Origin of the sequence: Evansella vedderi (genome assembly GCF_030813435.1) — a bacterium.
Lineage (GTDB): Bacteria > Bacillota > Bacilli > Bacillales > Salisediminibacteriaceae > Evansella > Evansella vedderi.
Window position 1 is genome coordinate 12,566 of sequence record NZ_JAUSUG010000024.1, and the last position, 12,723, is coordinate 25,288.

14 protein-coding genes are annotated in these 12,723 nt (G+C 40.8%); 12 read left to right on the forward strand and 2 right to left on the reverse strand.

The features are described 5' to 3' along the window. Positions 1-166 precede the first annotated feature (166 nt). Positions 167-340 (reverse strand): hypothetical protein, encoded by a 174-nt coding sequence (locus J2S74_RS22600; RefSeq protein ID WP_307330481.1) that lies wholly within the window; start codon positions 338-340, stop codon positions 167-169. A 153-nt stretch (positions 341-493) separates the two neighbouring features. On the opposite strand from J2S74_RS22600, the gene prfA reads away from it, so the two are divergent. The 11 genes from prfA to glyA all read left to right on the forward strand — a co-directional run bounded on the left by prfA (position 494) and on the right by glyA (position 11,052). Then, positions 494-1,567 carry a peptide chain release factor 1 gene (prfA, locus tag J2S74_RS22605; RefSeq protein ID WP_307330483.1) on the forward strand — a complete coding sequence of 358 codons (1,074 nt, stop codon included), beginning with the start codon at positions 494-496 and terminating at the stop codon, positions 1,565-1,567. Between the two features lie 6 nt (positions 1,568-1,573). Then, positions 1,574-2,425 (forward strand): peptide chain release factor N(5)-glutamine methyltransferase, encoded by an 852-nt coding sequence (prmC, locus tag J2S74_RS22610; protein WP_307330485.1) that lies wholly within the window; start codon positions 1,574-1,576, stop codon positions 2,423-2,425. 222 nt (positions 2,426-2,647) lie between these two features. Then, positions 2,648-3,286 carry a stage II sporulation protein R gene (gene spoIIR, locus J2S74_RS22615; RefSeq protein WP_307330487.1) on the forward strand — a complete coding sequence of 213 codons (639 nt, stop codon included), beginning with the start codon at positions 2,648-2,650 and terminating at the stop codon, positions 3,284-3,286. A gap of 249 nt (positions 3,287-3,535) precedes the next feature. Continuing rightward, positions 3,536-3,976: a GNAT family N-acetyltransferase gene (locus J2S74_RS22620; protein ID WP_307330491.1), complete on the forward strand. Its 441-nt coding sequence runs from the start codon at positions 3,536-3,538 to the stop codon at positions 3,974-3,976. 248 nt (positions 3,977-4,224) lie between these two features. Further along, positions 4,225-5,286 (forward strand): L-threonylcarbamoyladenylate synthase, encoded by a 1,062-nt coding sequence (locus J2S74_RS22625; protein ID WP_307330494.1) that lies wholly within the window; start codon positions 4,225-4,227, stop codon positions 5,284-5,286. 146 nt (positions 5,287-5,432) lie between these two features. Continuing rightward, on the forward strand, positions 5,433-5,954 hold the full coding sequence (locus J2S74_RS22630; RefSeq protein WP_307330669.1) for a manganese efflux pump MntP: 522 nt from the start codon (positions 5,433-5,435) through the stop codon (positions 5,952-5,954). Between the two features lie 299 nt (positions 5,955-6,253). Then, a complete protein-coding gene (locus tag J2S74_RS22635; protein WP_307330497.1) occupies positions 6,254-6,898 on the forward strand; it encodes a low molecular weight protein arginine phosphatase in 645 nt (214 codons plus the stop codon). A gap of 42 nt (positions 6,899-6,940) precedes the next feature. After that, the gene (locus J2S74_RS22640; RefSeq protein WP_307330500.1) at positions 6,941-8,233 is read left to right on the forward strand and encodes a methyl-accepting chemotaxis protein; all 1,293 of its coding nucleotides are present in this window, start codon (positions 6,941-6,943) and stop codon (positions 8,231-8,233) included. An 87-nt stretch (positions 8,234-8,320) separates the two neighbouring features. Then, positions 8,321-8,764, forward strand: coding sequence for a ribose 5-phosphate isomerase B (gene rpiB / locus J2S74_RS22645; protein WP_307330502.1), 444 nt, complete (start codon positions 8,321-8,323; stop codon positions 8,762-8,764). Between the two features lie 325 nt (positions 8,765-9,089). Continuing rightward, complete coding sequence (locus tag J2S74_RS22650) at positions 9,090-9,665, forward strand: TIGR01440 family protein (protein WP_370876052.1); 576 nt, start codon at positions 9,090-9,092, stop codon at positions 9,663-9,665. A 145-nt stretch (positions 9,666-9,810) separates the two neighbouring features. Next, a complete protein-coding gene (gene glyA / locus J2S74_RS22655) occupies positions 9,811-11,052 on the forward strand; it encodes a serine hydroxymethyltransferase (protein WP_307330675.1) in 1,242 nt (413 codons plus the stop codon). Positions 11,053-11,258: 206 nt separating this feature from the next. Here glyA and J2S74_RS22660 read toward each other — a convergent pair whose 3' ends face one another. After that, complete coding sequence (locus J2S74_RS22660; RefSeq protein ID WP_307330505.1) at positions 11,259-11,543, reverse strand: hypothetical protein; 285 nt, start codon at positions 11,541-11,543, stop codon at positions 11,259-11,261. A 415-nt stretch (positions 11,544-11,958) separates the two neighbouring features. On the opposite strand from J2S74_RS22660, the gene upp reads away from it, so the two are divergent. After that, complete coding sequence (gene upp / locus J2S74_RS22665) at positions 11,959-12,588, forward strand: uracil phosphoribosyltransferase (RefSeq protein WP_307330508.1); 630 nt, start codon at positions 11,959-11,961, stop codon at positions 12,586-12,588. Positions 12,589-12,723: the final 135 nt, after the last annotated feature.

A 12,723-nucleotide genomic window follows, 5' to 3' on the forward strand; every position in this document is an offset into this window, starting at 1 on the left:
CTGAAGCCCTCCTTCCTTAGTCACAATTATAATTGTGGAAAAATAATATATAGCAATAGTTGTATACCTTACAATTCCCGATGATCTTCTAAAAATAACGTATATTCCTATTGTTAACGTATATTTTTCCCAGTACTCGGTCAAAGTTTCCAATAGAGGATTAATTTTAAGAAACACTTGTATCAAACAAAAATTCTGCATTTTTAGGATAGACCTCCATGCAAGTGATATTTGCACGATGGAGTATGAAAAGTGCCGGCAATGGCTCCGTCTGCCGCGCGGTAGCTAGGAAAACCCCACTCCTAGCTACCTTTGTAAAGATTGCGGCGGCTTCGCTCATTGCTTCGGTGGCACAAAAGATAAAGTGCAATCTTTTGTGCCACCTATTTTCAGGATAGACCTCTTTTTTGTAAAATTTTATTGATTTTTACAAATGACTCTCCCTATACTATAATGAGACTGTTGAGCGTTTATTAAATGAGGTGAAGGAACAGTGTTCGATCGATTAGAAGCCGTAGAAGAACGGTACGAAAAATTAAATGAGTTATTGATGGACCCTGATGTCATTAGTGACCCGAAGAAGCTCCGTGACTATTCTAAGGAGCAATCAGATATAGAAGAAACGGTGCAAACCTTCCGCCAGTACAAGGAAGTGAAGCAGCAATACAATGATGCCAAAACTATGCTCCGTGAAGAAGACTTGGATGACGAAATGTATGAAATGGTAAAAATGGAGATAGATGAGCTAGAAGAACAAATTCAGCCGCTAGAAGATAAACTCCGCGTTCTCTTATTACCGAAGGACCCTAACGATGACAAAAACGTTATCGTAGAAATCCGCGGAGCTGCAGGTGGAGACGAGGCAGCCCTTTTTGCTGGTGACCTGTATCGAATGTATACTCGCTTTGCTGAGGAGCAAGGTTGGAAACCAGAAGTAATTGAGGCGAGCCCGACTGCCATCGGTGGTTACAAAGAGATCATCTTTATGATTAACGGAAAAGGTGCTTATTCTAAGATGAAGTATGAAAATGGTGCCCACCGTGTACAGCGTGTACCAACGACAGAGTCTGGTGGTCGAATCCACACTTCTACAGCAACGGTAGCTGTTTTACCAGAGGCAGAGGAAGTGGAAGTAGACATCCACGAGAAGGACATCCGTGTGGACACCTTCGCATCCAGCGGACCAGGGGGGCAAAGTGTAAACACGACAATGTCTGCTGTTCGTTTAACGCACATTCCTACAGGTGTTGTTGTATCGTGTCAGGACGAAAAGTCTCAAATTAAGAACAAAGAAAAGGCCATGAAGGTATTGAGGGCCCGAATTTACGATAAATTCCAAAAGGAAGCGGAAGCAGAATACGCTCAAACTCGTAAATCTGCTGTAGGTACTGGGGACCGCTCAGAGCGAATCCGCACGTACAACTTCCCACAAAGCCGTGTGACTGATCACCGTATTGGTTTGACCCTGCAGAAGCTTGACCAAATCCTGCAAGGGAATCTCGATGAGATCATCGACCAATTAATTATGGAAGAACAATCCCGTGCCATGGAAGAAGCAGGGGAGTAACAGAAGATGTCTGGAAAAAAAGTTTACGAGGCCCTTCAATGGGCTTCTTCTTTTTTACAAAGTCATGATTATGAAGAACGGATCGGAGAAATATTGTTACTGCATCATACGGGCTGGAGCAGGTCAAGGCTGTTTAGTGAATATCAATCCGTTCTAGATGCTGAGGTATGGTCAGCCTTCCAAAGGGATGTGACGAAGGCAGCCAGCGGAACGCCTGTACAATACATTACTGGAGTGGAAGAGTTTTATGGCCGTATTTTTGCCGTAGGCCCGGACGTCCTCATCCCTCGGCCGGAAACGGAAGAGCTAATCGAAACGGTGCTGGAATTGGCTTCGAGTCTAGATGCTATTCAACTTGTGGACGTTGGTACAGGCAGTGGAATTATTGCCATAACCTTAAATTTAGAATTGCCTAAGAGTGAGGTCCATGCTGTGGACATCTCTGCAAGTGCATTGCAGGTGGCCCGCAACAATGCAGCTCAACTAGGGGCATCAGTCACCTTCCATAAGGGTGACCTTTTAGAACCCATCCTTTCTTCTGGGAAAAAATTCAATGTGGTAGTTTCCAACCCGCCATATATACCAGAGGGGGACCGATCGATTATGAAAGGGAATGTCCTCGACCATGAACCGGAGCTAGCATTATTTGCAGGGGAAGATGGTTTGGACATATATAGGGAGTTAGTAGCACAAATTCCAAAGGTCTTGGAGGTTCCAGGAGTAGTTGCCTTCGAAATCGGCCATGGACAAGGAGCAGCTGTGAAGTCTTTACTTCAAGGTACCTTTCCTACAGCACGTGTGGAAGTCCGAAATGATATAAACGGAAAAGAACGAATTGTATACGCAGTAGTTCAATAATAGAGTGTTTGGTTAGGATGGTTTCAAGTTGTGGCACACTGGAGCAACTAAGGACCATCCTTTTTTATAGGTTAAAAACATTAACCAAGAGAAAGAGCGGAACTCGCGTTTCAAACCTCTAAATCTATTAAACTGCAAATTTTGTCGCTCGAATCTATGAATTTCTATGTTTATATTTTTTCCCTTCTGTCCAGAATGAGGACTAGAAGGGGGAGGTTACAAATGAAGCAACAAATTCATCGAATTAGAATTTATTTATTAGCGGCCTTATCTATTTTAATTTTATCGTGGGAAGGGCAAGTAATCATGCCTGTATACGCAGATGAAGAATTTTTTATTCCAGAGGAATCTATTAGATTACGAATTCTAGCAAATAGCAATAATCCAGTCGATCAAACTGTTAAACGAAATATTCGAGACGCGGTAAATGCTCAAATCACAGAATGGGTGGAACAACTAGACGATTTGGAGCAGGCCCGTCATATTATAGACGAAAATTTAGATGAACTTAATCAAATAGTTGCCAACGAGCTGGAGAAAGCAGGAAGCAGGGAATCATTCAATGTTTCCCTAGAAGAAACAAACTTTCCTACGAAACTTTACGGTAACAGACTTTATCCTGCCGGAACTTATGAGGCGGTCCTCATTACACTTGGTGATGGTCAAGGGGACAACTGGTGGTGCGTCCTATTTCCACCATTGTGTTTCTTAGATTTTTCCAACGGAGATGCAGTAGCACATGAGGCAGATGACCATGATTCAGAGCATGACTACGAATATCAAGAGGAAGAGGACGGTGTACAGGTTTCCTTCTTCATTGTGGATATTTTTACTAGCATAATGGATAAATTCCGTGCTTAATTTTACCAATATATTTGCAAAACAAATGTAGCTGAAGTCACTTTAAATTAGTATTATCGATTTACTCAATATATATTTGAATTCGATAGAAGCAGGCGCTACTCCCCCGGGCGCCTGCTTTCTTTATGAACAGCCCCTATGAACCTACCCATTCTATTAAATATTAAAAATCTAGCAAATTATTAGTAATATATTTACTAACAGATAATATATATACTAGTACAAGCCGTATTAGAAAGGGTGGAAAACATGAGTTTTATTGTAAGGAAAGCGACGGAAGAAGATGCATTACCAATACAACACTTTATATCAAAAATAGGGGTAGATCCCACTTTATCTACAGACTGGTCCTCTTTCTTAGTAGCAGAAAATGAACAGGGGGACTTTGTATCCATCGTGAGAATTCAGCAAATTACAGAAGAGATAGGTCTTCTTAGAACCTTAATCGTAGACTCAGAAAAAATTACTAGTATTTTCATTTTAGAGTTTTTAGAAGCAACCCTCCATTATGCGAAAAATGAAGGTATTAATGCCCTTTATATGTTAGCTGCAAGCGATGCAGGTTTTCTGAAGAATTTAGGTTTCAACAAGGTGGAAAAGGACTCTCTTCCAATTGAATTAAAATCAGTAGATGATGTACAAGTACATTTGAAAAAAGGTCTTCCAATCTTCGCAAAAATAAATAATTAACATAAAAAGCTACAAAAAACTACAAAATGTGCATAAGTCCATTGCTTATACACATGGACTCACAAGGTTATACACAGAAAACCGGGAGTTATCCACTGAAAAATGTGGATAACTCTTGTTTTATCCCCGATCTGTCCACAGTTATTGACATTTCAACCATTCAAAAGCAAAATAATCATAACTGCTACATAAAACCGAAATACAGGAATAGTAGTTCAAAGGAACCGCATGAATCTAGGAGGCCATTAATGGACCATCAAAATACAGACATATTAAATGTGGGTAAAACCATAAATAACTTGGAGGAAGATCCCTCCATACAAATAGCAGCGCAACGTTTACAAGAAGGGGAAGTGGTAGCCTTCCCTACGGAAACAGTCTACGGACTTGGGGGAAATGCCCTATCTGATAAAGCTATCCACCGGATTTTTCAAGCAAAAGGAAGGCCTTCTGATAACCCACTAATTGTACATATTGCCGATGAGAATAAGCTTGATGACTATGTGGAGAAAATCCCATCCCATGCTCAAAAGCTGATGGAAGCGTATTGGCCGGGTCCCCTTACAATAGTTTTAGAAGACAAAGGGAAGTTATCCACAGGGGTTACAGCTGGGTTATCAACAGTGGCGGTCCGTATGCCAGATCACCCCATTGCTTTAGCATTGATCCGTGCAGCAAACCTGCCACTTGCAGCACCAAGTGCCAACACCTCTGGTAAACCTAGTCCTACAACGGCACAGCACGTTTACAAAGATCTGAAGGGATCCATTTCTACCATTATTGATGGAGGTCCAACCGGTGTTGGTGTTGAATCTACCGTTGTGGATTGTACAGGAAAAACGGTAACTATCCTTCGGCCAGGTGGAATTACAAAGGAACAGCTGGAAGAGGTTGTGGGCCCAGTTGATGTGGACCCCGCTTTAATAACAGAGGATACAGCACCAAAGTCACCGGGAATGAAATATACTCATTATGCTCCAAGTGCACCATTAGTGCTTGTGGATGGAAGCCCTGCTTTCTTTGAAAAAAAAATTAGTGAAGCTCGTGCATCTGGTAAAAGGGTCGGAATATTAATTTCAGAGGAAAACAAAGGTCGTTTCATCGCTCACAAAGAAGTGGTTTTGGGGTCAAAAAAGGACTTATCCACAGTGGCAGCAAAATTATATGAGTCCCTTCGAATATTCAATGAACAAGAGGTGGATATTATTTTTTCGGAAGTATATCCAGAGATGAACTTAGGGGCAGCAATTATGAACCGCCTGAGAAAAGCAGCTGGAGGAAACGTTCTAGTTGAACACCTTCCTAGATAAAAGCAACTAGGAGATGAATTGCCGAACAATACACATTTCACTTAATATAACAATCTGGATATAAATCCCTTTGGACTTGCATACATTATAAAGTAGCTAGTCCAAGGGGTGATACAGTGATAGGAGAACTTATTACAATAGGGTTTATGGCTTTTGCTCTCAGTATGGATGCATTCTCTCTTTCTATCGGCATGGGCCTTGTTGGATTAAGATATAAACATATTGCAAAAATAGGAATGACCGTAGGTGGCTTTCACGTCCTTATGCCGCTTATTGGTATTTTATTAGGAAGGTTATTATCCCAGTATATTGGATTTTTAGCCTTTATTCTTGGGGGAGTTGTCCTTATTTTTATAGGGGTGCAAATGATCCTTTCCACCTTCAATTACAATGAAGAACGTAGTGCCGTATTAAGTCCCACTGGCTGGGGGCTGTTTCTTTTTTCATTAAGTGTAAGTATTGACAGCTTTTCCGCTGGCCTTAGTCTTGGGATGCTCGGTGCAAAGACATGGATAACCCTAGTAAGCTTCGGATGGATGAGTGCTCTATTAACAATAGTAGGATTAATTCTTGGGCGGAAAATGGGAAATTGGATTGGAGGATACAGCGAATGGCTTGGAGGAGCCATCCTCGTTGCATTTGGAGTAAAAATAATATTTGCAGTATAAGGAGGCGTCTCAAAAGGTGTTTTTTACCATTTGAGACGCCTTCAATGCAATGAACGAAGCCGATGCACTCTTTTCAAAGTCCACTATGGGTGTTTTTCTCATAGTGGACTTGCGTCGAGGGAAGTCATTGCCATTATGTCGAGGCACCCTCTAAAACCATGTCGAAAAATAATGAAAATTAGGCGACAAAAATAAACGCTGAGGAGATTTAACAATAAAATATGATAAAATATTATAGTATATAATGGAAATTAGAAGATTATAAACCCTATATTAAACTACAGGAGGAGCGTTTAAAGGTGAAGAAAGTATTGTTTGTTTGCACAGGTAACACTTGCCGAAGTCCTCTGGCAGAAACAATATTTGAGCATACAAAAACGAGTGAGGAGCTAGAAGCAAAGTCAGCAGGGCTGTATGCCATGGAAGGAGCCCCTATGTCAGAAGGTTCCAGATCAGTTTTGGCCAATAAAGGAATACTTGAAAGCCACTCTGCCCAAACGGTGACCAAAGAATTGTTGGAGTGGGCTGATGTGGTATTAACGATGACAGAAGGGCATAAACGGGCTGTAATTGAACAATTCCCAGAACAATCCCTCAACGTTTTTACACTAAAGGAATTTGTTTATGACGATGCTGAAACATTAGAGAAGCTTGAGCAAATTAAGGAACAAATTGCGGAACTGGAGCTAAAGAGGGCCTCCTTACTTGCCGATAATCAAGGTAGAATTGATAATATTTCCAAACAAAAGGAATTGGAGCAGGAGCTATATGATCAATTGCTACCGTATCAACAAAACATTGAGCGTTTAATGGCTGAGCTTCCTTCGTTTGATATCCCTGATCCATACGGAGGAAATATTCAAATCTACGAGGAAACCTTAAAGGAAATTGAAGAAGCAATAACGATGCTATTGAACAAAATAAATCGAGATTTCTCGTCGTAGTTATAGACTGGGACAGGAACAGAGAGGGTTGCAGGGGGAAACATGGACAACAAAAGCTACCGATTTAGTATTCGAAAAAAATTAGTATTAGGCATTTGTTTCGTGGCGGTGATTACTTATGCTACAAGTGCTTTTTTCATCTTCTTTTTATACGATTATATTGGTGATTTTTTAGGAGTCAATGAAAATGTTTTTATGATTATTACCTTGCTTCTAGGAGTTTTTTGGTGTGGTATATTAGGATATTTTGCAGCAGGCTATATTGTTAAACCACTTCAAATGTTGGAAAAAGCCGCTAGGAATGTGGGGTTAGGGGATATTAACAATAACATCAGCGTTCCAAAATCTGATGATGAGCTCCGTTCTTTAGCCCTTGCCTATAATGAGATGATTTACAGTCTTCGTACGATGGTGACAGATATTAACGAAAATTTTAAAGAAACGAATACAAGGGTTTGGGAAATAAGGGAAGCTTCCACAACTGCCGCTAGTCAGGCTGATATTATTTCACAGAGTACAGAGGAAATGGCGGGAGGAGCAGACGCATCTGCCAAAGCTATTCAAAAAACGGCAGCATCAATGGAAGAGATATCTTTACTTGCGAAAGAAGTACAGGCGAATGCTAATAACTCCCATAAACTTTCAAAGGAAATGGTAGAAACATTAGGAGAAAGTAAGGAAGTAATTCAGTCCCTAGTGGATGGAATTCAAAATCTTGCTTCGGAAAATCAAGTGTCTTTAACCAAAGTTCATCGTCTAGAATCCCATGCTAATAAAGTAGGGGAGATTATATCTTTAGTGGGGGACATTGCCCAACAAACAAATTTGCTTGCGTTGAATGCATCTATTGAGGCTGCAAGGGCTGGGGAACAAGGGAGAGGTTTTGCTGTTGTTGCTGATGAGGTGAGAAAGCTTGCAGATGAAAGTAGTCAAGCCGTTCAAGGGATATCAGAGCTGGTGAAAAATATACAACACGAAGTAAAAAACGTGGTGAAGCAAATTACCAGTCAAGTGGAAGCAGCTAATTTGGAAGCAAATAAAGGGACACAAACGAATGAGGCCATAATGGAAATGTCCGACTCTGTAAATGAGGTTGCAGTATCCATTCATGAGATTCTTCATTTAGTGGACAAGCAAATGACAACGATTCGCTCCACCACGGAACAATCTCAAGAAGTGGCAGCTATTGCAGAAGAAACGTCCGCTGGTGCGCAAGAAGTAACATCTGCAACGGAAGAGCAAACAGCAGTTATGCAGCAAATTGCTGCTTCCGCAGAAGTACTTGGTGAACGTGCGGAAAAATTAAAGAAAACGATTGGGAAGTTTTCCGTGTAAAGGAAAACGACTCTTTTAGGGGAAAAATAAATATGGTAAGCTAATTTAATAATATAAACATATGGAAATAGCAGGGAGGATTTTATTATGAAAGTAGCCATTGGTTCAGATCATGGCGGTTATGAATTAAAGGGAGAAATTATTGAGTTACTAAAGGAAATGGGTATTGAATATAAGGATGTTGGCTGTGAATGTTCAGACTCAGTAGACTATCCAGACTATGGATTACCTGTAGCAGAAATGGTTGCAAATAGAGAAGTGGATCGGGGAATCCTTATTTGCGGAACAGGGATTGGAATGTCTATTGCTGCAAATAAAGTAAAGGGAGTCCGTTGTGCCCTTGTCCATGATTTATTTACGGCAAAGGTTACCCGTGAACATAACGATACAAATGTACTGGCAATGGGGGCTAGAGTAATTGGGCCAGGTCTCGCAACGGAAATTGCTCGAACTTGGCTTGGCACAGAGTTCCAAGGCGGACGCCATGCACGCAGAATAGAAAAAATTGCAGAGTACGAAGGAAACAAATAAACCACTACGCATGTATTTTAAAAAAAAGCTGAAAATACATGCGTTTTTATTTAAGGCTGTATTCGTTAAAATTTGTTACTTTTTTTAAAAAGCTCGGACAAGGCGGCGACTCCAGTGTTGCCCGCTGAAAGCGTCCGCCTGTAGCGGATACAAGCCACATTATATTTTTCACAGGAAAAATCTTTTAGAAAACAACCTTATTTCATTTTAATAAGTTAAACAAGTACGAAGAATCCTTTGTATAATTACAAGTAGAATCGTTGCACCATAGAACTAAATTACATAAACGGAGACGAATATATAACATATAGTGGAGAAAGGAATGATGGCAATGGATTTTTCCACATTACAGTCCGCATTAAAACAAGGTCTGGATGATCTTCAGCAAGCAGCAAAGCTTGAGAAGGGACAAATATTAGTGGTGGGTACAAGCACTAGTGAAGTGGTTGGAAAACATATCGGAAGTGCTGGGACAATGGAGGTAGCAGAAGTTATTTGGGCTGTCTTAAAACAATTCCAAGAAAAAACAGGAGTATACTTTGCATTCCAGTGCTGTGAACACCTTAATCGTGCCCTGGTTGTAGAGAAGGAATTGGCTGTCAACCGTCAGTTAGAACCGGTCACGGTAGTTCCCGCAGTTACTGCTGGGGGCTCCATGGCAACGTTAGCTTATGAAAAGATGCACCATCCGACAATGGTGGAAGAAATAAAAGCTGATGCGGGAATTGATATTGGGGATACTCTTATTGGAATGCATTTAAAAAAAGTAGCTGTACCAGTTAGGAGTTCCGTAAAGCAAATAGGAGAAGCTCATTTAACAATGGCACGAACCCGCCCGAAGCTTATTGGTGGCGAACGGGCTATCTATAATACACCAAAGGAAGATCAAAGCTGCCATTAAATGTAGAAAAAAAGTAAACATTTTATTGAAAAATTTCTGAATTTGAGGGAAGATAGAAAAATGAGATTCAAATGCCGAGAGTAAATAGGAGTCGGTAAAGATTTGAAGGAGGATTTAACCCGTGAATACAACAAAAACAGAATTTTTGAGTGAGGTTAAAAAGCAGGACGGTGATTTATTTAAGGCGATGGAGGCAGAGTTGCACCGTCAGCGAGCAAACATTGAGCTCATTGCTTCGGAGAACTTTGTTTCCAAAGCGGTAATGGAGGCACAAGGCTCTGTACTAACTAATAAATATGCAGAGGGCTACCCGAACAAGCGCTACTATGGAGGCTGTGAGCATGTTGATGTGGTGGAGGATATTGCTAGGGACCGTGCAAAAAAACTTTTTGGTGCAGAGCATGTAAATGTTCAGCCCCATTCTGGTGCCCAAGCAAATATGGCTGTTTACTATGCTATCCTTGAGCATGGTGATACGGTATTAGGAATGAACCTTTCCCACGGCGGGCACCTTACACACGGTAGCCCTGTAAACTTTAGTGGGAAACAGTATAACTTTGTTGATTATGGTGTGGATGAGAAAACAGGAAAAATTAATTACGACGATGTATTAGCTAAGGCAAAAGAGCATCAGCCAAAGCTCATTGTTGCTGGTGCAAGTGCCTATCCTAGGGAGATCAACTTTGAAAAATTCCGTCAAATTGCAGATGAAGTTGGGGCTTACTTAATGGTGGATATGGCTCACATTGCTGGTCTTGTTGCAACAGGTGATCATCCGAGTCCTGTACCATATGCAGATTTCGTTACAACAACAACACATAAAACATTACGGGGACCGCGAGGCGGGATGATTCTTTGTAAAGAAGAATACGGTAAAAAGATCGACAAAGCTATTTTCCCTGGACTTCAAGGTGGTCCGTTAATGCATGTTATCGCAGCGAAAGCAGTAGCGTTAGGGGAAGCGTTGTCTGGTGAGTTTAAGGTGTATTCTAAGCAAGTGAAGCTAAATGCAGCGGCTCTTGCTAAAGCTTTAAAAGAAGAGGGGATTAACCTTGTTTCCGACGGAACAGATAACCACCTGATCCTTTTAGATCTTCGCAGCCTTAATTTAACGGGGAAAGATGCAGAGCATGCCCTTGATGAAGTGGGGATTACGACGAATAAAAATACAATTCCTTATGATCCAGAAAGTCCATTTGTAACAAGTGGCCTTCGAATTGGAACGGCTGCGGCAACTTCCCGCGGATTTACGGAAGAAGCCATGTATGAGACTGGAAAAATTATTGCCAACGTCCTTAAGGGACCACATAAGGATGACGTTATGTCTGAGGCGAAAAAAGCAGTAGAAGCACTCACGGCTAAATTCCCTCTATATGATGATAGATAATAAACGAAGAGGTGTCTCAAAGATTTGTTTAAATCTTTTGAGACACCTTTTTGTCTAAAGATAAGAAAACATCTTCTAAGTTTCCCTATTATTATTTTTATGAATACAAACTCTTTGTTTGTCAAGGCTGTCATGCTATTCGTAAATCCCCTTATTGCTGTAAACTTTTGTACCACAAACCCTGTTGTATAGCGTATTCCAAACAATTAAAAAATAAGCAAATGGCTGAGGAGAGCAACTAGTGTGCCTATGTATAATACTCTCTTTTTTCCAGTGGCATTGGTTTTTGGTTTTAATATAAAGTGGCCAATGGCTAGTCCTATTGGGATTGGCAACCAGGCGTACCAGAAGAGGACGGTACCTAGGAGGAAGTAGCCTGCTAGTTTGAGTATTAGGTCTTTTTCTTTTTGTTGTTCGGTGGTGTAATAGCCGAATGCGACGGCGGCTATGATGGGAAATATGTATATGGGGAAAAATAATAATGAGTTCATTGGTTGGTTCCCTCCTCTGTTTGGAACAGTTTCCTGAAACCTTTTTGTGTTGTGATAGAAAATAGTATACCATTTCTGGGCATTGTAAGAACGTGGGCGAGGGAGACAAGTGGAAATAATTATTGACAAGTTTGTGGGTAATTCTGTGGCAATTTACATTTGTTCTTGAATCAACGTTTGTTTTTATGTAGAATTTTCAAAGAGAATATCAGAAATCGTCGATAATTCACCAAGATTTAGCATGATAATAAAAGGCTTTTTTCGAATAAATTGTTGTTTATTTAAATTACTGATGGAGTGGAAGGCGACGATTCCAGCGTTGCCCGCGGAAAGCGTATGCCTATAACGGATTTGAATAAAGATTAAACAATCTTTTAGAGATAAGTCTAAATAAAAATAAAAAGGAGTTAATAAAATGAGCAAAGTTTTTGTTTTTGATCATCCCCTTATTCAGCATAAGTTAACGTACATACGAGATAAAAATACTGGGACGAAGGAGTTTCGTGAGTTAATTGATGAGGTTGCAAGCTTGATGGCCTTTGAAATTACTCGTGATTTACCCCTGCAGGATGTGGAAGTGGAGACTCCGGTAGGTATGGCCCAGAGTAAAATGATTGCTGGTAAAAAATTAGGTCTTGTTCCAATTTTACGTGCTGGTCTTGGAATGGTGGATGGAATTTTGAAATTAATTCCCGCTGCAAAGGTTGGGCACGTTGGATTATACCGTGATCCTGAAACGTTGAAGCCGGTGGAGTATTATGTGAAACTTCCTAAGGACATCGAAGAGCGTGAGTTTATCGTTATCGATCCGATGCTTGCAACGGGTGGTTCTGCAGTAGAAGCCATCCATTCCTTAAAGAAGCGAGGGGCAAAAAATATGAAACTCATGTGCTTAGTTGCTGCTCCTGAGGGTGTGGAAGTAGTTCAAGAGGCACATCCTGATGTGGATATTTATCTAGCTGCTATGGATGAGAAGCTAAATGAAAAGGGCTATATTGTACCAGGTCTCGGGGACGCTGGAGACCGTTTATTCGGAACCAAATAAGTAGAACATGTAGATATAGAAGCTAGTGAGTATTTGCTTCGCCCACCACTTCACCTACTCCTGCGGTTACTCGTCGCAAAGGAACTTCACTACGAGAAAACCACTCGTAGTGGGCTTTTAAAAGATTGGAAGGCT